This window comes from Streptomyces sp. NPDC057682 (assembly GCF_042799575.1).
In the GTDB taxonomy this organism is placed as follows: domain Bacteria; phylum Actinomycetota; class Actinomycetes; order Streptomycetales; family Streptomycetaceae; genus Streptomyces.
On the sequence record NZ_JBHVIN010000007.1, the window covers coordinates 293,749 to 312,019 of the forward strand.

The following is an 18,271-nucleotide window of genomic DNA, read 5'->3' on the forward strand; positions in this document are numbered from 1 at the left end:
GGCCTGGCCCGGGTCAGCAGCCGTCGTAGCCGGCGGTGGGCATGGAGAGTCTGCGGTGGACGCTGGCCTTGGTCCGGGAGCTGTACTCCGGTTCGTCGAGGCCGGCGATCTCCAGCCGGACGCCGCGGCGCTCGCACTCGGCGGCGAACTGCGGCACGGAGGCGACGGCACGGGCGAGGACCCGGTCCGTGGGGGCCACGAACAGCTCGACCTCGCCGCCCTCCACATCGGCCCAGAGCGCGTGGTGGTCGGGGCGCATCCCGTAGAGGCGGAGCTGCCGGGTGACGACGTATCCCTGGTCGGCGGCCCAGCGGGCGCACATGGCGTGCTGGCTTCGGGTGTCGACGAGGAAGGGTTCGCTGTCGAGTTCCTCCAGCGGCGTGAGGCTGGCGATGGCCGCCACCCGTACGTCCCCCATGGCCGTCTCCCCGTGCTGGTTCCTGTCCGGAGTGCTCCGACCCTACCCGCCGGATTCCCGCACAAGAAGGCGCACGTCGGGCCCGAGGGGCGTATGCGGGGCGGGGGCGCGCGCCGGGGCCGTGACGCGCGCCCCCGCCGTGCGGTGTCCGGGGCGGTGCCGCGCGCGGGCCGGAAGGCCGGGACTCGCCGACCGGACCGGGCGCGCGCCCCGTAGGCTCGTCGGCAGACGACGGAGGGAGACGGCGGGTGCCGGTGGAGATCACCTGGTGGGGCCATGCCACCTGCACGATCGAGGACTCCGGGGTCCGGTTCCTGACCGATCCCCTCTTCGTACGGCGCTTCGCGCATCTGCGCCGGCGCCGGGGCGAGCTGCCCCCTCCGGCGGCGGCGGTGGCCGACGCGGTGCTGATCTCGCATCTGCACTCCGACCATCTGCATCTGCCCTCGCTCGCGCGGATCACCCCGGAGGCGCGGCTGATCGTTCCGCTGGGGGCGGTCGCGGCGGTGCCCGGACTGCGTGCGCTGCGCCGGCGGCGCGGGGTGCGGATCACGGAGGTCGCCCCGGGTGACGAGCTGCGCGTGGGCGGGGTGCGCGTCCGGGCGGTGCCGGCGCTGCACGACGGGCGGCGGCTGCCTCTGGGCCCGCACCGGTCTCCCGCGCTGGGCTATGTGGTGGAGGGCGAGGCGCGGACGTACTTCGCCGGGGACACCGGGCTCTTCGACGACATGGCGCGGGCGGTCGGCCCGGTGGACGTGGCCCTGCTGCCGGTCGGCGGCTGGGGGCCGTATCTGGGGCACGGGCACCTGGACGCGGGGCGGGCCGCCGAGGCGCTGACCCGGCTCGCGCCGCGTGCGGCGGTGCCCGTGCACTACGGCACGTACTGGCCGATCGGGCTCGACGGGGTCCGGCCGCACGAGTTCCACGCGCCGGGCGACGAGTTCGTGCGGCAGGCGGCGCTGCGGGCGCCGGAGGTGGCGGTGCACCGGCTGGCGCACGGCGAGCATGTGCGGCCGGGGGCGCGCGGGTGATCCCGGAGTTCCTGCGGCAGACGGCGACGCTGCCCCCGGAGTCGACCCAGCAGGCCGTCGGCTATCCCTCGTTGTTCCTGCTGGTGGCGCTGGGCGCGCTGGTGCCGGTGGTGCCGACGGGCGCGCTGGTGAGTTCGGCGGCGGTGGTGGCGTTCCACCAGTCGGCGCCGTTCGCCCTGCTGGTGGTATTCGCGGTGGCGTCGTCGGCGGCGTTCCTGGGCGACCTGTGCCTGTACTGGCTGGGGCAGCGCGGGGTGGGGTCGAAGAACGGTTCCCGGTGGCTGCGGGCGATCAGCGACCGGGCGGCGCCGGAGCGGCTGGCGCAGGCCCAGCGGAAGCTGGACGAGCACGGTGTGGTGGTGCTGGTGCTCTCGCGGCTGGTGCCGGCCGGGCGGATCCCGGTGATGCTGGCGTGTCTGCTGGGCCGGATGCCGCTGCGGCGGTTCGCCCGGGGGGATGTGCCGGCGTGTCTGGCCTGGGCCGCGACGTACCAGCTGATCGGGATCCTGGGCGGTTCGCTGTTCCCGGAGCCGTGGCAGGGGGTGGTGGCGGCGGTGGGCCTGACGCTGCTGATCAGCGCGGCGCCCGGGGTGTGGCGCCGGCTGCGGGCGGGGCGCTGAGCCCGGGGGTCAGCGGCCGACGGGGCGCGGTTCGTCCGCCGTGTCGAGGAGGCGCGAGCCGCCGATGGGCAGGTCCCAGAGCCGTTCGCGGGGATGGCCGGCGCGTTGCCAGGCCGTGCGCAGCCGGGTGAGCGGTTCGAGGACCGGTTCGGCCGAGAGCAGGAACGTGGCCCAGTGCATCGGGGCCATGGCGTGGGCGCCGAGGTCCTCGTACGCCTGGACGGCCTCCTCCGGGTCCGTGTGCACGTCGGCGAGCCACCACCGCGGTTCGTATGCCCCGATGGGCAGCAGGGCGAGGTCGATGCCGGGGTGGCGGCGGCCGATCTCGGTGAACCAGTGGCCGTATCCGGTGTCGCCCGCGAAGTAGATCCGCCCGCCGCCGGGGCCGGTGGTGGCCTCGACGACCCAGCCGCCCCAGAGCGAGCGGCAGGTGTCGGTGAGGGTGCGCCGGGACCAGTGGTGGGCGGGGACGAAGTCGAAGCGGACGCCGTCCAGTTCGGCCGACTCCCACCAGTCGAGTTCGGTGACGACGGTGAATCCCCTGCGGCGGCACCAGTGGCCCAGTCCGGCCGGGACGAACAGGGGCGTGTGGCGGGGCAGCCGGCGCAGGGTGGGGGCGTCGAGGTGGTCGTAGTGGTTGTGGCTGATGACGACGGCGTCGACCGGCGGCAGGTCCTCCCAGCGGACGCCGACGGGGGTGATCCTGGCCGGGGTGCCCAGGATGCGCCGGGACCAGACGGGGTCGGCGAGGATCGTGAGGCCGCCGGTGCGGATGATCCAGCTGGCGTGCCCGGCCCAGGTGACGCAGGTGGTGCCGGCCGGGGCGGCGGGCAGGGGTTCGGGGGCGTAGGGCAGCCGGTGGATTCCGCGCAGTCCCTCGGCGTTGGGCCGGACGGAGTGTTCCCGGGCGAGCCGGGACAGTCCCAGGACGCCGGGGAGCGGCGCGGTGAGCCGGTCGGCGAAGCTCCGGGGCCAGGTGCGTGTCTCTCCGAGGGGACGCGGGGCGAGCACACGGCCGTGGGACACCCGGCGGACGTCCCGGGTGCGGGCGCCCTCTGTTCGTTCCGTCATCGGGTACTCCCGTCTCGGAATACGTCGGCCCGTCCGTCAGCGGAGTGTGTCGAGGGCCGCTCGGAACATGCTCAGCGCCGTCGCGACATGCGGCAATTCGAGGGGTTCCGGGGCGGTGAGGGAGGCCGTCTGCTCCTCCGGGGTGGCGCCGAGCAGCGGTCCGGTGCCCAGGCGCACGCGCAGGGCGCCCAGTTCGTCGCCGAAGCGGTGGCCGCCGGGGGCGGGGGCGCCGAGCCGGTCGGTGAGCCAGCCCTCCAGCTCCAGCGAGTCGGTGACCCCGCGTTCGGCGAGCCGGGCACGGAGCGGGCCGAGGTCGGCGTACAGATGGCGGCCGGCCTGTGGGGGCCGGGCCAGTGCGCCGCAGGCCAGGACCGCCCGATGGGCCGCGGCGGCGACCCGGGCCTGGAGGGCTGCGGCCCGCCGGATCCGTTCGGTGACGGCGTCCGGTTCGCGCAGCGCGTGGGCGGCGGCGGCAGCGGCGGGGCGGGCGACGAGCGCGCCGAGGGCGGTGAGGATGTCGAGCGTACGGGCGTGGCGGGCGGCGGCCCTCGGGGTGTCGGGGAACCGCGCGACGGCGACGGGCCAGGCGGCCGGGGTCAGCGCGCCCGCCAGATCGGCGAGGACGGTGACGTCGTCGGGGCACATCTCGGCGGGGCTGAGCAGCACGGTGTCGCGGGGGCGGTGCAGGGTGTCGCGCCAGGTCTCGTCGCTCACGATGTGCAGCCCCTCGGCGACGGCCGCCTCGCAGGCCTCGCGGACCAGTTCGGGCGGGGCGACCGTGGCGGTGGGGTCGTCGGCGACCGAGAGCAGCAGGAGGCGCGGCCGGCCGCCCTCGGCACGGACCCTGCGGACGGTCTCCAGGAGCGCGTACGGGTCGGGGACGCCGCCGCACTCGGCGGGCGTGGGCACGTGGTAGGCGGGCCGGCCGAGCAGCCGGGCCTGCGGGATCCAGGAGGCGGGGCAGGGGCGGGGCATGAGCACGTCGCCGCCGTGCGCGGCGATCAGGGCGAGCAGCAGCGGGGAGGCGCCGGGGGCGGCGGCGACGCGTTCGGGGCCGCCGTGCAGGCCGCGCCGCTCCCAGTAGGCGACGGCGGCCTCGCGCAGGGCGAAGGAGCCGCCGGCCGGTTCGGGGGCGGCGTCGTCGGCCGCGGCGGCCAGCACCCGGGCCAGTTCGGGCAGGACCGGCAGGCCGGGCCCGGGGGCGGGCGGTCCGTAGCGCACGGGTCCCCGGCCCTGCGGGCCGCGCGGCCCCTCGCTTCCCCCGGCCCCGGTCCGCTCCCGGCCCATCCGGGCCTCCTTCGCCGCTCGCCGTGTCCGCCGTCGCCGTCCGTCGGCTCCGTGTACGAGTTATACGAGGGAATGGCGCGGGGCGCCTGCGCTGCGCCGCGCGGGTGGCCCCATTGACACTCGCCCCGCCGCGTCATTACGGTCACGCCAGGATTTCGAACGAGTGACGAAATATCGAACAAGTCGAGGGGCGACTCCCGTGCGTATCACCGGAATCAGCACACATGTGGTCGGAACACCCTGGCGCAATCTCACGTATGTGCAGGTCCACACCGACGAGGGTCTCACCGGTGTGGGCGAGACCCGGATGCTCGGCCGCACCGACGCGCTCCTCGGCTATCTGCGCGAGGCGGAGGCCAACCACATCGCGGGGTCGGACCCGTTCGCCGTGGAGGATCTGGTCCGCCGGATGAAGTACGGGGACTACGGCCGGGCCGGCGAGATCGTCATGTCCGGGATCGCGGTCGTCGAGATGGCCTGCTGGGACATCAAGGGCAAGGCCCTCGGGGTGCCGGTCTGGCAGTTGCTGGGCGGCCGGGTCACCGACCGCGTGAAGGCGTACGCCAACGGCTGGTACACGACCGAGCGGACCCCGGAGGCGTACCACCGGGCCGCGTCCGGCGTGGTGGCGCGCGGCTACCGGGCGCTGAAGATCGACCCGTTCGGCACCGGCCACTTCGAACTGGGCCACGAGGAGACGCGGTACGCGGTGTCGCTGATCGAGGCGGTCCGCGACGCCATCGGCCCGGACACCGAGCTGATGCTGGAGATGCACGGCCGGTTCAGCCCGTCCACGGCGGTGCGGATCGCGCACGAGATGGCGCCCTTCCGGCCGGCCTGGCTGGAGGAGCCGGTGCCGCCGGAGAATCTGCGGGCGCTCGCCAAGGTGGCCGACAAGGTGGACCTGCCGATCGCGACCGGCGAGCGCATCCACGACCGGATCGAGTTCCGCGAGCTGTTCGCGTCGCAGGCGGCCGACATCATCCAGCCGGACGTCGGCCACATCGGCGGCATCCTGGAGACCCGCAAGCTCGCCGCGACGGCCGAGACCCACTACACGCTCGTCGCCCCGCACAACGTCGGCGGTCCGGTGCTCACGGCGGCCGGCCTCCAGGTGGCCGGCTGTACCCCCAACTTCAAGATCCTCGAACACTTCAACGACTTCGCGGACGCGGAGATCAAGAAGGTGGTGCGCGGCGCCCCGGAGGTCGACCCGGAGACCGGCTGCTTCGAGCTGTCCGACGCCCCCGGGCTCGGAGTGGAGCTGGACGTGGACGCCGCGGCCGAGTTCCCGCAGCAGCAGGCCCGGTTCGACCTGTGGGCCGACGGCTGGGAGAAGAGGCAGCCCAAGTGAGCGCCGCCCCGGCCCGCTCGCGGGCGATCACCGTCGACGGACCCGGCGGCCACCGGCTGGCCACCGGCCCGGTTCCCGAGCCGGGGCCGGACGAGGTACGGGTGCGGGTGGCCGCCGCGGGCCTCTGCATGAGCGACCGCGAGGTGTACGACGGCCGCCGCGCCGAGGGCTATGTGCGCTATCCGGTGGTGCCCGGTCACGAGTGGGCGGGCACGGTCGAGGCCGTGGGCCCCGGCGTCGACCCGGCGCTGACCGGCCGGCGCACGGTCGCCGAGGGCTTCCGCTCCTGCGGCCGCTGCGACCGGTGCCGCGAGGGCGAGACCTCGTTGTGCTCCGCGGGCTACGACGAGACGGGCTTCACCCGTCCGGGTGCCTTCGCCGACCATGTCGTGGTGCCGGCCCGGCTGCTGCACCCGCTCCCCGACGACGCGGATCTGCGGGCCGCCGCACTGCTGGAGCCCGCGGCCGTGGTGGCGGCGGCCGTGCGCGCGGGCGCCCCGGAGCCGGGCGAGCGGATCGCCGTGGTGGGCGCGGGCACGCTCGGGCTGCTCGCGGTCCAGTTCCTGGCGGCGGTGTCGCCCGGGGAGCTGACGGTGATCGACCCGCGCGAGGAACGGGCCCGGCAGGCACTGCGGTTCGGGGCGAGCGAGGCGCTCGCACCGCGCGAGGCCGAGGAGGTGCGGGGCCGCTACGACCTCGTGGTGGAGACGGCGGGCGCCCCGACCACGGCGGCCGACGCCTGTCTGCTCGCGCGGCGCGGCGGCCGGGTCGTGCTCACGGGGATGTTCGCGCCGGGGTCGACGGGCATCGATCCGGTGCATCTGTCGGTGAGCCAGCTGACCGTGCGGAGCGTGTTCGGGGCGTCGTCCGCGTCCTGGGCGTACGCGGTCCGGGCGTTCACGGCGGGGCTGCTGGACCCGGCGGCGCTGATCACCCACGAGTTCCCGCTGGAGCGGTTCGCGGACGCGGTCGCGCTGGTCGGGGGCGGCGGGGCGGGCACGGGCAAGGTGCTGCTGCGGCCGTAGGGCGTGTTCCGAAAGTCCCGCCCCGGGGGCCCGGGGCGCGGGGGCGGCGCCGGGCCCGCCCTCCGGATCGCGCCGCCCCCGTATCCGGCCCCCTCCGTACCTGCGCACACCCACCGTCCCGAACCTTGTCCGACCCACCGAACACGAAGGGCCTCCCATGACCGTCGCATCGCCGGACCCGTCCCCCTCCCCCGTCCGTCGCCCCGGCGAGCCCGCGCTCGGCGCGCTCGGACTGGGCGCGCCCGCCGCCGATCCGGCCGACGCCTCCCCGCACGCCTTCCCGGACGGGGGCACCTGGCGCACCGAGGTCCCCTCCGTGGAGGGCCCAGAGGCGCTGGCCGTCGTCCTGAAGGAGAGCGCCCGCCTGGACGTCCCGGTGCACCGGATCAGCCAGGGCAGCGGGATCTGGATGCTCACGGACGCCGAGATCACCGAGATGGCCGACGGCTGCGCCGCGCGCGGGATCGAGCTGTGCCTGTTCACCGGTCCGCGCGGCAGCTGGGACACCGGGGCCTCGTACCGGACGGACTCGGGTGGCGCCGGGCTGCGGGCCCGGGGGCACGACGGGCTTGCGGGCTGTGTCGAGGACGCGCTGCGGGCCTCGGCCCTGGGCGTGAAATGCCTGCTGGTGGCGGACGAGGGGGTGCTGAGAACCCTGCACCGGCTGCGGGAACGGGGGGTGCTGCCGGCCGATACGACGTTCAAGGTGTCGGCCCTGATCGGCCCGGTGAACCCCGCCTCTTTCGAGGTCTACGAGCGGCTGGGCGCGGACTCGGTGAACGTCCCGTCGGATCTGACGCTCGCTCACTTCACGGAGATCCGGCGGGTGTCGGCCGCACCGATGGACCTGTACATCGAGGCGCCGGACGATCTCGGCGGCTATGTGCGGATGTACGAGACGGCGGAGCTGATCCGGCGGGGCGCCCCACTCTACCTCAAGTTCGGCCTGTCCAGGGCGCCGGGGATCTACCCCTACGGCGCGCATCTGCGCACCGTGGCCCTGGACACCGCGCGCGAACGGGTCCGGCGCGGCCGGCTCGCCCTGGACCTGCTCGCCCGGCACGGCGCCGACGGGAACATGTCGCCCCTGGGCTCCCGGCTTCCGGGCCCGCTCCGCCGCTTCCCCGCGGAGTGAGCGGCGACGGTGCCGGAGAGGGACGGGGCCCCGCCCCGGCGCCCCCGCCGCCCGGCGCCTCGGCCCGCACCGGCCCCGGCCCCGCCTCAGCCCGCGAAGGCCGTGCCCGGCAGCCCCTGCCCCGCGTCCGGCAGGACGAGCAGCGAACCCGAGAGGGGGTGCGGAGCGGCCAGTCCGGTGCGGGCGGTGGAGATGTAGAGGTCGCGCAGGTCCGGGCCGCCGAAGGCGCAGGCGGTGGGCCTGCGCACGGGCAGCGGGACGACGCGGTCCAGCCGGCCGTCCGGGGTGTAGCGGCGCAGGGCGGAGCCGTCCCAGAGGGCCACCCAGACCGCCCCGTCGGCGTCGACCGTCAGCCCGTCGGGGTAGCCGGCACCGTCCTCCACGGTCGCGAACGGGCGGCGGCCGGTGACCCGTTCGCCATCGACGTCGAAGACGTCGATGCGGCGGGTCGGGGTGTCGATGTAGTACATCAGCCGTCCGTCGGGGCTCCAGCCGGTGCCGTTGCTGCAGGCCACGAGGGGCAGCACCCGGTCGGCGGTGCCGTCGGGCGCGATCCGGGTGAGGCTGCCGCCGGCCCGCGACTCGTCGTAGAGCATCGTCCCGGCCCAGAGCGCCCCGTCCGGTGCCACCGCGGCGTCGTTGCCGCGCCGCCCCGGTTCGGGATCGTGGACCAGCCAGCGGAACGCGCCGTCCGCGTCGTACAGGCCGATGCCGTCCCGCAGATTGACCACGAGGCCGCCGCCGGTCCGCGGCTTGGCGGCGCCGACGTGCTGCTCGGTGGCCATCACGGTGCGCCTGCCGGTGGCGGGCGCGTAGGTGTGGATCCGGGCGGAGAGGATGTCGACCCAGATCAGCCGCTGGGTGACCGGGTCCCAGGTCGGGCCCTCGCCCAGCTCGGCGTGTTCGCGTACGGCGATGTCGAGGCGTGGCGTGCTCATCGGTCCCCCCGGTGGTGTCCGAGCCGGCCGGACAGTTCGTCGGCGCCCTCGACGGCGAGGGCGGCCAGCTCGGTCTCGCGCTCCTCGTTCCAGCGGCTCATGGGCACGGAGACGGAGAGCGCGGCGACGACCCGTCCCGAACGGTCCCGGACGGGCGCGGCGACACAGCTGACATCGGGGTTGGACTCCCGGTGCTCGACGGCGAACCCGCGCTCCCGGACGGTGGCGAGCGCCGTCCGCAGTTCCGCCTCGTCGGTGATGCTGTCGGGGGTCATGCCGGTGAGTTCGAGCCCGTCGAGGCGGGCGTCCAGTTCCCGCTCGGGAAGGGCCGCGAGCAGCATCTTGCCGACGGACGTGCAGTGCGCGGGCAGCCGGCGGCCGGCCGCCGACACCATGCGGACGGCATGGGTGGAGTCCACCTTGGCGATGTAGATGACGTCCGTCCCCTCCAGGATCGCCACGTGCACGGTCTCCCCGCACGTCTCGGCGACCCGCCGGGCCACCTGCTGCCCCTCGGCGGCGAGATCGAGCTGTTCCGCGTACCGGCTGCCGAGCTGGTACGTGCGCACGCCCAGGCGGTAGCGGCCGGGCTGGTCGGGGACCGTGACCAGGTAGGAGCGCGCGGCGAGCGTGGTCAGCAGCTCGTGGACGGTGGTGCGCGGGAGCTGGAGCTTGCGGGTGACCTCGGGCGCGGAGAGCGTACCGTCGCCCTGGAGGAAGAGTTCGAGTACGTCCAGCGCCCGGGTCACCGCGGGGACGAGTCGCCCCATGGTCGTGCACCACCCTCTCGTGTTCGGCATTCCGGCCACTGACCGGCATCACGAACACAGGCTATGCGTGCCGCACTTGCCGGGGCAATGACGGGAGGGCGGCAGGGGGCTTCCCGGGCACGCGGACCGTAGCGCGGGACGGGTCCGGTGAGGAGTCCGGGGCCCCTCGGGCGCGCCTGCCGGTTCGGCAGGGGCGCGCGGGGTATGCGGTGTTCCATGTCGTCACCGAAGCTCTCGTCCTTCCTGCCGCACCCCACCGGCCTGCGGAAACTGCTGCACAGCGGCGACGCCGCCGCGTTCCGGAGTCTGGCCGGGCGCCACTGGCCGGCCGCCGGCCCGGTCCTGCCCCGGCTGAGCCGCAGCGCCGACCACGGACTGCTCTGGCTGGGCGCGGCGGCCGGGATGGCCGCGTTCGGCGGCAGTGCCCGCGCCCGGCGGGCCGCACTGCGCGGGGTCGCGTCCCTGGCGGTGGCCTCGGCCACGATCAACACGATCGGGAAGGGCGCGGTCCGCAGGCAGCGGCCGCTGCTGGACGTCGTCCCGGTGATACGGCGGCTGGAACGGCAGCCGGTCACCACCTCCTTCCCCTCGGGGCACGCCGCGTCGGCGGCGGCCTTCGCGACCGGGGTGGCCCTGGAGTCGAAGGGCTGGGGAGCGGTCGTCGCGCCCGTCGCCGTTTCGGTGGCCGCCTCCCGGGTCTACACCGGGGTCCACTATCCGGGCGATGTGCTGGCCGGGGCGCTGCTCGGGGTGGGTGCGGCGTTCGCGCTGCGCGGGCTGGTGCCGACCCGCGGCCAGTTGCCCGCGCCGGGCCGCCCGCCCGCCGAGGCCCCGGCCCTCCCGGACGGCCAGGACCTGGTCGTGATCGTCAACCGGGAGTCCGGTACAGCGACGGCGACGGCGGCGCAGGTCCGGGAGGCGCTGCCCCGGGCCGAGGTGGTGGAGTGCCCGCCCGACGCGCTCTCCGCGGAGCTGGAGAAGGCCGCGGGGCGGGGCCGGGCCCTCGGGGTGTGCGGGGGCGACGGCACGGTGAACCGGGCGGCGGCGGTGGCCGCCGTGCACGGTCTGCCGCTCGCCGTGTTCCCCGGCGGGACGCTCAATCACTTCGCGTACGACCTGGGCATCGAGACGGTGGCCGATGTCTGCACCGCGCTCGGCGGCGGCAGCGCGGTCCGGGTGGACCTGGGACGCTTCCGGCCGGGGCCGGAGGGGCCCGGGGGCGCGCACGGCTACTTCCTCAACGCCTTCAGCCTCGGTGTCTACCCGGAGCTGGTCCGGACCCGTGAGCACTGGTCCCCGAGGATCGGCGGCTGGCCGGCCGGGGTGCTCGCGGCGCTGAAGGTGCTGCGCGGCGAACGCCCCCTGGAGGCCGAACTCCAGGGCAGGAAGCGCCCGTTGTGGCTGCTGTTCATCGGCAACGGGATGTTCCAGCGGGTCGGCCCGGCGCCGGGCCGGCGGCACAATCTCGCGGACGGGCTGCTGGACGTCCGCGTGGTGCACGGGGGCCGGACCCCGGGTCTGCGTCTGCTGGCGACCGCGATCGCCGGTCCGCTGACCCGCTCCCCCATGCACGCGGCGGTCCGCCGGCGGCGGGTCCGGGTCTCCGGGCTCACGCCGGGCACGCCGTACGCGTACGACGGCGAAGTGGCGCACAGCCAGGGCGACCTGATGATCGACAAGCTTCCGGAGGCACTGACGGTGTACTGCCCGATGCCCGTGTGAGTACGAGCCCGAAAGGGGCGACGGGCGGGTCGGCAGAAGGGCCGACAAGGGGCGGCCGAAGGCGAATCGGCCGCCCCTTTCGCACGTCCCGCCACCCTCCGGTGTCCATATCGCAAGACGCCTATCTCACCATGCGAGTTCCGGGCGTACCGTAGCCGTACCGAACAGCGCATTCGCGGGTTCGCATCCGAGAGAGGACGCACGGCCATGTCGAAGGAGACCGCCACCTACACCCACGGGCACCACGAGTCGGTGCTGCGCTCGCACCGCTGGCGCACGGCCGCCAACTCCGCGGGGTACCTCATCGGTGAACTCGGGTCCGGCCTGGACGTGCTGGACGTGGGCTGCGGCCCCGGCACCATCACCGCCGATCTGGCCGCGCTGGTCGCGCCGGGCCGGGTGACCGCGGTGGACACCACGCGGGAGATCCTGGACCAGGCCGCCGCGGTGGCCGCCGAACGAGGCCTGGACAACGTCGAGTTCGCCGTAGCCGATGTGCACGCCCTGGACTTCCCCGACGACTCCTTCGACGTGGTCCACGCCCATCAGGTGCTCCAGCACGTGGGCGATCCGGTGCAGGCGCTGCGCGAGATGCGCCGGGTCTGCCGCCCCGGCGGCATCGTGGCCGCGCGCGACAGCGACTACGCGGCGATGAACTGGTACCCCGCGTCGCCGGAGATGGACGCGTGGCAGCGACTGTACGACCGGGTGGCGCGGGCCAACGGCGGTGAGCCGGACGCCGGGCGCCGACTGCTCTCCTGGGCGCGCGCCGCGGGATTCACCGACATCACCCCGACGGCCGCCGCCTGGTGTTTCGCCACCCCGGAGAGCCGGGCCTGGTGGAGCGGGCTGTGGGCGGACCGCACGGTCGGCTCCGTCTACGCGAAGCTGGCGGTCGAGGGCGGCCACGCGACCGAGGAGCAGCTGAACGCGATCGCCGACGCCTGGCGCGCCTGGGGCGAGCAGCAGGACGGCTGGTTCATGGTGCCGCACGGCGAGATCCTCTGCCGGGCCTGAGCGGGACGCCCCGGGCCCGGCACGTCCCGCCCGGCCCGGGGCCCGCCCCCCTCCCCCGAACCGATCACACCGCGCCGACCACCCAACTACCCTGGTACGCATGGAGATCCTGGGAACCACGCTGCGTATCTGCGTCGACGACCTGGAGGCCGCGGTCGCCTTCTACGAGCAGCTGACGTCGAGTCCGGCGCAGCGCTTCGAGCGCGGCGGGGTCTCCGTCGCCGCCGTCGGCTGCTTCCTCCTGATGGCCGGCCCCGAGTCGGAGCTGGAGATCCTGCGCAGGGTCGGCGCGACCATCGCGGTGAAGGACGTGGACGAGGCGCTCGGCACGCTGAACCGGATCGGCGCCCGGGTGATCGCGGGTCCGGTGCCGACGCCGGCCGGCCGCAATCTCATCGCCGTGCACCCGGACGGCTCGGTCTTCGAGTACGTGGACCGCAACCGCGCGGTCTGAGCGAACGGCGGCCCGCACGGTCCGAACCGCCGGCGGGCCGCCCTCGGGACGGCCCGCCCGCACGCCTGCTCCGACGCCTCGTCAGTCCCGGGGCCGCATACGGAAGTTGTACGCGTCCGGCAGCGGTTCGTCGGTGATCCCGGCCCACACCTCGTCCAGGATCTCCGCTCCCTCGCGCAGATCGGCGACCTCGAAGCCCGCCTCGAACAGGGCGCGCGCCGCGGCCCGGTCGCCCTCCGCGAGGAGGAGGCGCGCCTCCAGCAGCCGGAAGCGGCCCCGGCCGCGCACCTCGGCCGGCAGCCCCTCCCAGACCGCGCGGGCGTCGGCGGCGCGCTCCGCCGCGAGCAGGGACTCGATCGTCTCCCGGCCGAGCGCGGCCGTGGCGGCGGTCCACTCCTCCCCCTCGTCGCCGTCGCGCCGGACCACGAGATCGGCGAAGGCCTCCGCGTAGTGGCCGGCGGCGCGGTCGCGCTGGCCGCTCTCCTGGGCGGCGACGGCGAGACAGCGCAGCAGCGGCCAGCGGGAGACGGCCGGTCCGAGCCCGCGTTCCCAGCTGCGGACGGCCTGGGCGCGGTCGCCGGCGTGCCACTGGGCGACGCCGAGGTGGTATTCGGTCAGCGGTTCGGCCGGGGCCGTCTCCAGCATGTCGCGCCAGTGCGGGGAGACCAGAGTGGGGCCGGGCGGGGCGGAGCCGCGCTGCCCGGGGAAAGCCCCCTGGTCGAGCAACTCCAGCCAGGGAGCCTGCTGTTCACCGAGGGTGGAGTCGGGGAACGGGGTTCCGGGCAGCTTGTGGGCGCCGCGTCGCACTTCGAGGGCGCCCCAGCCGGAGCCGGTGGCGAGGATCTCCCCGGGCTCGGTGTCCGCGCAGCGCCGCCACGCCTCGTACGCCGCGTCCACCTCGGCGCGCGGCAGCGCCTCGGCGAGCCGCTGTTCGGCCTCCGCGCGGGCGGCGTCCCAGTCCTCGCCGTGGACGGCGGCGGGGTCCGCGGCCAGCGGACCATACGACTCCAGCCAGCTGAACTCACCCCCGGGCTCCAGCGGGACGTGCTCCAGCTGGGTGCGGGCCAGGCCCGCCTGGATCTCGGCGTATCCGGGGGTGCCGGGCTCGGTGAGCCATTCCTGCCAGCGGCGGCCGCCGGGGCCGCTGCCCCAGACGAACAGCTTGCGTCCGCGCAGCAGATCGGTGGAGGTCTGGACGAGTCCGCGCCCCTCCGCGTCGAGCGAGGCGATCCACCGGCGGGCGCCGTCGGGCACCTCGTAGAAGTAGTCGGCGGGGAAGTCGCCGCGCAGCGGATAGGTGTGGTCGGCCCCGTCCGTCCGGGGAACCGGGACACGGGACAGGTTCCGCTCGTAACCGAAGCGCCACGCCTCGTCGGCGGGTGCGAGGACCCGGGTCCGTTCGCCCTCCTCGACGGCGATGTTGGACCACCAGTAGACGGGGGCGGGATGCTCGTGCGGATTGCGTATCCGTACGCCGACGTGCAGGAAGTCGGAGTCGGCCGGCAGCCACAGATCGACCTGGAAGGGCAGGTCGCGCAGGCGCTCCCACTCCCAGAGCCGGACCATCTCGCCCCCGTCGGGCGCCGGTACCCGCGCGGCGTGCACCGGGGCGCACGACAGGGTGGTGTGCCCGGTCGCCCCGATGTTCCACTCGATGCCGCCCGAGAACCAGGCCCCGTTGAGGGCGAAGTCGGCGGGCTGGAGCACCGGGTTGGTGTAGACGAGGTCGCGGCCGGTCGGCTTGTGGAACAGCGAGTGGATCCGGCCGCCGAGTCCGGGCAGCACGGTCACCCGCAGCCGCTCGTTCTCGATGACGATCGCGTCGAGGTCCGTGGGGGTGCGCTCACGTCCGTACCCGTCGAGGATCCGCACCGGCAGCACCGTGGCGAGCGGCGCGTGCCCGAGCTGCCGCGCCATGTCCCGGGGCAGGTCCCCCCGGTCGCGGTCGTCGATCACATGCGCCTCGTCGAGGGGCCGCAGCGCCGGCAGCGGATTCTCCGGCCCCGTCGCCGCCGCGGGCAGGGTGAGTACGGTCCGTCGTACGGTGGTGGCCAAGGCAACCTCGCTCCCTCACGCGGGCCGCCGCAGGTCCGGGCGCCCCCCGATGACCATGGAACACGTTGGACGCCGCCCGGACCAGTGGATCAGCCGTCAGACTTCGGCAAAGGCACCACCACCCCGGAAAAATCCCGTTTTCCACCGGCCCGCGGCCCCGTAGGCTCGCGATCCGGCAGAGCCAGGACCGAGGAACGGCGGAGAGCGATGAGTACGCAGCACACCTACCGGGTGATCGTGCGCGGCACGTGGGAGGGGCTGACCGACGAGTCCCGCACCCGGCTGCTGGCCGAGGTCGAGCAGCACGGCCTGGCCGCCATGCAGTTCACCGAGGAGGGCTCCCTCACCTACGACCGCGTCCTCAAGCACTTCAGCTTCCGCTACGTCGTCGTCTCCGACGCCGACGACGGCGAGGAGATGGCCTGCGCCCTCGCCGAGGACCGCGCCGAAACCGCCCTGCGCGCGGCCGGCCACGGCCACGGGGAGCTCCGCTCCACCGCGACCGACATGGACACGATGAAGATCAACTTCAAAGGGCGGCGAGGGTAGGAAGTGGAGCCGCGGCCGGAGCAACCGCAACAGCCGTCCGCACCAGCCGGGCCCCCGCGCCGAGGCGCCTCGCCGCCGCGGGCCGAGCTCAACCCGCGGCCTCCAGCAGGGCCGTCGGTTCGGCTTCGGTGGTCCCGTCGGCGCGCGTACGTCGAAGGTGCGACTCCCATCGCGGAACACCAGGTCGATCAGCGCCATGAACGTCATGGCCGGGGTGTATCGGATGCCGATGACGTGGCGCCTGCGGCAGTGGCGTTCCGACCACGCGCCGCGTCCGGGCCGGGTGTGTCCCTCGTGCGCCCGCGGTGTGCCGTCACCAGCTCCCGCGTCGCCGGCGCCACCTCCGCCGCGAACGCCCGGAGCAGGTCCGGCTGCTGGGCCGGCAGCAGGAAGGCACTGGTTCCGTGTTCCAGGGTGAGCGCGGCGAGCTGCTCGGGCCAGGCGCCGAGCGGCCCTCGCGGGAAGCCGGACGGTCCCGGTGAGAGGTTGTACAGCCTGCGGACCTCGGCGGGGTCGCGACCCGCCTCGACGGCCGCCTCGTCGACGACCCGGTGCCCCGCGGCGAGGCGGCCCGGCGGTAGGTGCGGGACGCTCGGCAGCCAGCCGTCCGCCGTCGTTCCGGTCAGCCGCAGCATGCGCGGGCCGAGCGCGCCGACCCAGATCGCGATGGGGTGCACGGGTGCGGGGCCCGCGACCGCACCGTCGAGTCCGTAGTGCTCGCCGGGCACACGAACCTGCCGGCCCTCGGTCCACAACGCCCGGATGACGTCGATGGCCTCGCGGGTCGCCCGCACCGCCTCACCGGGGCTGCGGCGGGGTCCGCCGTCGGCGGCGATGGCGTCCCAGTACGCCCCCGCCCCCAGCCCCAGCTCGACCCGGCCCCCGCTGAGCAGGTCCAGGCCGGCGGCGGTGCGCGCCAGCGCGACGGGCGGGCGCAGCGGGAGGTTCGCGACGTTCGGGAAGACCCGCACGCGTGTGGTGGACGCGGCGATCACCGCCAGCGTCATCCACGCGTCGAGCAGCTCGGGCCGGTAGGGGTGGTCCGGCACGCTCACCAGATCCAGTCCCGCCCGGTCGGCGACACGGGCCAGCGCCACTGTCTCGGCGGCGTACCCGGCACCGGGCACCAGGACGGCACCGAAGAGAAGGTCATGTCCGTAGTCGGGCATAGGTGCGTGAACTCCTTGTCATCTGCTCGGTGTCGGGGCAGGAGGCGGGTCTCGCCCGGCCCGAGGGGCCTGCGGCAGGCCGGTGCCTCAAGCCGCCGACCGTGACTGTCGCTCGGTCGACGTTGCCGGCACCGGCGCACCGGGCCTGGCCCAGAGCCTGCCCGGCCCGGCCAGCGCGACCGGCGTCGCGAGTACCAGGGCGATCGCCGACATGACGAACGCGGTGGTGTAGCCGGACTCGGCCGGCACCCGGGTGCCGGGGATTGTCTTGGATGCGACGATCGACGCGGCGATCTGGGCGCCGAGCGAGCCGCCGATCGTCCGCATGATCGTGTTGATGCCGGTCGCCTCGCCGGTCTGGCCTCGGTCGACCGCGCTGACGACGAGGTTCGCGAGGGCGGCGAAGGCGAAGCCGACACCGATGCCGAGAACCCCGGAACCGACGTACATGCTCCCTTCGGTGTCGTGCGCGGCCGCGTAGACCACGAAACCGACGGCACCGATCAGGCAGGCCAGAACGAGCGGCAACTTCCATCCGGCCGCCGCACCGATGCGCCCGGCGAGAGGACTGGCGATCAGCATGGCCGCCGCCATCGGCACCATGAACAGCCCGGCCTCGGTGACGGACGCGCCGAAGCCGTACCCGACCTCGGACGGAGTCTGGGCGAGCAGCGGCACCAGCGTGAACGCTCCATACATGCCGAACCCGATGATGAGCGCGGTGAGGTGACTGGTGAGCACGGCAGGGCGGCGCAGCAGTTCGAGGTCGATGAGAGGCTCGCCGGCCTTGCTCTCGGCGTGGACGAACACCGCGAGCAGCACGACGGCCGTGACGAGCAGGCCGATGACCCCACCGGACGTCCAGCCCCACGACTTGCCCTCGCTGATGGCGAGCAGCAGCGCCACGACACCCGCACTGAGCAGGACCGCACCAGCCCAGTCGATGCGCCCGGGTCGGGTGGTCGCGGACTCCTGGATGAACGCAGTGACCGCGGCGATGCCGAGCACGATGACGACAAGTCCGAGCCAGAAGATCCAGTGCCAGTCGAGGGCGTCGACGATCGGGCCGGGTACGACGAGCCCGACACCGAAGCCGATGCCGAAGGTCGACGAGATCAGTCCGATCGCCACCGGCACCCGCTCGCGCGGGAACTGGTCGCGCACGATCCCGAATGCCAGGGGGAAGGCGGCCGATCCGACCCCCTGCACCGCGCGCGCCGCGATCAGCAGGGCGAGCGAATCGGACAGGGCAGCGATCAGGGTGCCCACGGCGAAGACGCCGAGGCTGACGATCAGTACCCGGCGCTTGCCGAACATGTCGCCGACGCGCCCCAACAAGGCTGTCGCCACCGACGCGGTGAGCAGGAAGGAGCTGAGCACCCAGGAGACGGCAGTCGTCGAGGCGCCGAACTCGCGTTGGAGGTCGGGCAGTGCGGGCACGACCATCGTCTGCATCAGGGAGAAGGACAGGACAGCCAGGAGCAGGGCGGCGAACGGGGCGGCGAAACCGCGGCGTTCGCTGGGAGCGGGGGTGTGGTCGGTCATCGGGCGGTCCTCCGGAAACGGGCGCCGCGGTCCGCGGTCTCGGAGCACGGAAAGGACGCCGAACTAGTATCGCGATGCGATCGTTCCACAGTGTCATCATTACGTCCAGTC

General features: G+C 74.5%; 17 protein-coding genes. 9 read left to right on the forward strand and 8 right to left on the reverse strand.

The genetic code is table 11. The features are described 5' to 3' along the window. Window positions 1-13: 13 nt before the first annotated feature. A complete protein-coding gene (locus ACFVDM_RS15520) occupies window positions 14-418 on the reverse strand; it encodes a hypothetical protein (protein ID WP_383638768.1) in 405 nt (134 codons plus the stop codon). A gap of 248 nt (window positions 419-666) precedes the next feature. Here ACFVDM_RS15520 and ACFVDM_RS15525 point away from each other — a divergent pair, with 248 nt between their 5' ends. Further along, a complete protein-coding gene (locus ACFVDM_RS15525) occupies window positions 667-1,449 on the forward strand; it encodes an MBL fold metallo-hydrolase (RefSeq protein ID WP_383638771.1) in 783 nt (260 codons plus the stop codon). After that, window positions 1,449-2,069 (forward strand): DedA family protein, encoded by a 621-nt coding sequence (locus tag ACFVDM_RS15530; RefSeq protein ID WP_383639162.1) that lies wholly within the window; start codon window positions 1,449-1,451, stop codon window positions 2,067-2,069. Before ACFVDM_RS15525 ends, ACFVDM_RS15530 begins: the two co-directional genes overlap by 1 nt. A gap of 9 nt (window positions 2,070-2,078) precedes the next feature. On the opposite strand, the gene ACFVDM_RS15535 is transcribed toward ACFVDM_RS15530, so the two are convergent. Together ACFVDM_RS15535 and ACFVDM_RS15540 are read right to left on the reverse strand one after the other, a co-directional pair. Then, window positions 2,079-3,140 (reverse strand): MBL fold metallo-hydrolase, encoded by a 1,062-nt coding sequence (locus ACFVDM_RS15535; protein ID WP_383638773.1) that lies wholly within the window; start codon window positions 3,138-3,140, stop codon window positions 2,079-2,081. 36 nt (window positions 3,141-3,176) lie between these two features. Further along, complete coding sequence (locus tag ACFVDM_RS15540; RefSeq protein ID WP_383638776.1) at window positions 3,177-4,427, reverse strand: aminotransferase class I/II-fold pyridoxal phosphate-dependent enzyme; 1,251 nt, start codon at window positions 4,425-4,427, stop codon at window positions 3,177-3,179. A gap of 199 nt (window positions 4,428-4,626) precedes the next feature. Here ACFVDM_RS15540 and ACFVDM_RS15545 point away from each other — a divergent pair, with 199 nt between their 5' ends. The 3 genes from ACFVDM_RS15545 to ACFVDM_RS15555 all read left to right on the forward strand — a co-directional run bounded on the left by ACFVDM_RS15545 (window position 4,627) and on the right by ACFVDM_RS15555 (window position 7,941). Next, window positions 4,627-5,781, forward strand: coding sequence for a mandelate racemase/muconate lactonizing enzyme family protein (locus tag ACFVDM_RS15545; RefSeq protein WP_383638778.1), 1,155 nt, complete (start codon window positions 4,627-4,629; stop codon window positions 5,779-5,781). Continuing rightward, the gene (locus ACFVDM_RS15550; RefSeq protein WP_383638781.1) at window positions 5,778-6,806 is read left to right on the forward strand and encodes a zinc-binding dehydrogenase; all 1,029 of its coding nucleotides are present in this window, start codon (window positions 5,778-5,780) and stop codon (window positions 6,804-6,806) included. Before ACFVDM_RS15545 ends, ACFVDM_RS15550 begins: the two co-directional genes overlap by 4 nt. A 157-nt stretch (window positions 6,807-6,963) precedes the next feature. Next, on the forward strand, window positions 6,964-7,941 hold the full coding sequence (locus tag ACFVDM_RS15555) for a hypothetical protein (protein ID WP_383638784.1): 978 nt from the start codon (window positions 6,964-6,966) through the stop codon (window positions 7,939-7,941). Between the two features lie 86 nt (window positions 7,942-8,027). Here ACFVDM_RS15555 and ACFVDM_RS15560 read toward each other — a convergent pair whose 3' ends face one another. Both ACFVDM_RS15560 and ACFVDM_RS15565 read right to left on the reverse strand, forming a co-directional pair. Beyond that, window positions 8,028-8,879: an SMP-30/gluconolactonase/LRE family protein gene (locus ACFVDM_RS15560; protein ID WP_383638787.1), complete on the reverse strand. Its 852-nt coding sequence runs from the start codon at window positions 8,877-8,879 to the stop codon at window positions 8,028-8,030. Further along, on the reverse strand, window positions 8,876-9,649 hold the full coding sequence (locus tag ACFVDM_RS15565; RefSeq protein ID WP_383638791.1) for an IclR family transcriptional regulator: 774 nt from the start codon (window positions 9,647-9,649) through the stop codon (window positions 8,876-8,878). The genes ACFVDM_RS15560 and ACFVDM_RS15565 overlap by 4 nt, the downstream gene beginning before the upstream one ends. Window positions 9,650-9,865: 216 nt before the next feature. On the opposite strand from ACFVDM_RS15565, the gene ACFVDM_RS15570 reads away from it, so the two are divergent. The 3 genes from ACFVDM_RS15570 (at window position 9,866) to ACFVDM_RS15580 (ending at window position 12,842) form a co-directional block, all read left to right on the forward strand. Continuing rightward, a complete protein-coding gene (locus ACFVDM_RS15570; RefSeq protein ID WP_383638794.1) occupies window positions 9,866-11,371 on the forward strand; it encodes a bifunctional phosphatase PAP2/diacylglycerol kinase family protein in 1,506 nt (501 codons plus the stop codon). A gap of 207 nt (window positions 11,372-11,578) precedes the next feature. Then, the gene (locus ACFVDM_RS15575; RefSeq protein ID WP_383638797.1) at window positions 11,579-12,388 is read left to right on the forward strand and encodes a class I SAM-dependent methyltransferase; all 810 of its coding nucleotides are present in this window, start codon (window positions 11,579-11,581) and stop codon (window positions 12,386-12,388) included. 100 nt (window positions 12,389-12,488) lie between these two features. Continuing rightward, on the forward strand, window positions 12,489-12,842 hold the full coding sequence (locus ACFVDM_RS15580) for a VOC family protein (protein ID WP_383638800.1): 354 nt from the start codon (window positions 12,489-12,491) through the stop codon (window positions 12,840-12,842). Between the two features lie 81 nt (window positions 12,843-12,923). Here ACFVDM_RS15580 and ACFVDM_RS15585 read toward each other — a convergent pair whose 3' ends face one another. Beyond that, a complete protein-coding gene (locus ACFVDM_RS15585; protein WP_383638803.1) occupies window positions 12,924-14,897 on the reverse strand; it encodes a DUF5107 domain-containing protein in 1,974 nt (657 codons plus the stop codon). Between the two features lie 207 nt (window positions 14,898-15,104). On the opposite strand from ACFVDM_RS15585, the gene ACFVDM_RS15590 reads away from it, so the two are divergent. Continuing rightward, window positions 15,105-15,446: a DUF6204 family protein gene (locus tag ACFVDM_RS15590; protein WP_383638806.1), complete on the forward strand. Its 342-nt coding sequence runs from the start codon at window positions 15,105-15,107 to the stop codon at window positions 15,444-15,446. Between the two features lie 203 nt (window positions 15,447-15,649). On the opposite strand, the gene ACFVDM_RS15595 is transcribed toward ACFVDM_RS15590, so the two are convergent. Together ACFVDM_RS15595 and ACFVDM_RS15600 are read right to left on the reverse strand one after the other, a co-directional pair. Next, complete coding sequence (locus tag ACFVDM_RS15595; RefSeq protein ID WP_383638809.1) at window positions 15,650-16,615, reverse strand: LLM class flavin-dependent oxidoreductase; 966 nt, start codon at window positions 16,613-16,615, stop codon at window positions 15,650-15,652. 87 nt (window positions 16,616-16,702) lie between these two features. Next, window positions 16,703-18,160: an MFS transporter gene (locus tag ACFVDM_RS15600; RefSeq protein WP_383638812.1), complete on the reverse strand. Its 1,458-nt coding sequence runs from the start codon at window positions 18,158-18,160 to the stop codon at window positions 16,703-16,705. Between the last annotated feature and the right edge of the window lie 111 nt (window positions 18,161-18,271).

Bases quoted from the DNA above. Each gene is read 5' to 3' on its own strand.
- ACFVDM_RS15520 (WP_383638768.1), bottom strand. From the start codon at position 418: ATGGGGGACGTACGGGTGGCGGCCATCGCCAGCCTCACGCCGCTGGAG.
- ACFVDM_RS15535 (WP_383638773.1), bottom strand. From the start codon at position 3,140: ATGACGGAACGAACAGAGGGCGCCCGCACCCGGGACGTCCGCCGGGTG.
- ACFVDM_RS15540 (WP_383638776.1), bottom strand. From the start codon at position 4,427: ATGGGCCGGGAGCGGACCGGGGCCGGGGGAAGCGAGGGGCCGCGCGGC.
- ACFVDM_RS15555 (WP_383638784.1), top strand. From the start codon at position 6,964: ATGACCGTCGCATCGCCGGACCCGTCCCCCTCCCCCGTCCGTCGCCCC.
- ACFVDM_RS15560 (WP_383638787.1), bottom strand. From the start codon at position 8,879: ATGAGCACGCCACGCCTCGACATCGCCGTACGCGAACACGCCGAGCTG.
- ACFVDM_RS15565 (WP_383638791.1), bottom strand. From the start codon at position 9,649: ATGGGGCGACTCGTCCCCGCGGTGACCCGGGCGCTGGACGTACTCGAA.
- ACFVDM_RS15570 (WP_383638794.1), top strand. From the start codon at position 9,866: ATGTCGTCACCGAAGCTCTCGTCCTTCCTGCCGCACCCCACCGGCCTG.
- ACFVDM_RS15575 (WP_383638797.1), top strand. From the start codon at position 11,579: ATGTCGAAGGAGACCGCCACCTACACCCACGGGCACCACGAGTCGGTG.
- ACFVDM_RS15580 (WP_383638800.1), top strand. From the start codon at position 12,489: ATGGAGATCCTGGGAACCACGCTGCGTATCTGCGTCGACGACCTGGAG.
- ACFVDM_RS15590 (WP_383638806.1), top strand. From the start codon at position 15,105: ATGAGTACGCAGCACACCTACCGGGTGATCGTGCGCGGCACGTGGGAG.
- ACFVDM_RS15595 (WP_383638809.1), bottom strand. From the start codon at position 16,615: ATGCCCGACTACGGACATGACCTTCTCTTCGGTGCCGTCCTGGTGCCC.
- ACFVDM_RS15600 (WP_383638812.1), bottom strand. From the start codon at position 18,160: ATGACCGACCACACCCCCGCTCCCAGCGAACGCCGCGGTTTCGCCGCC.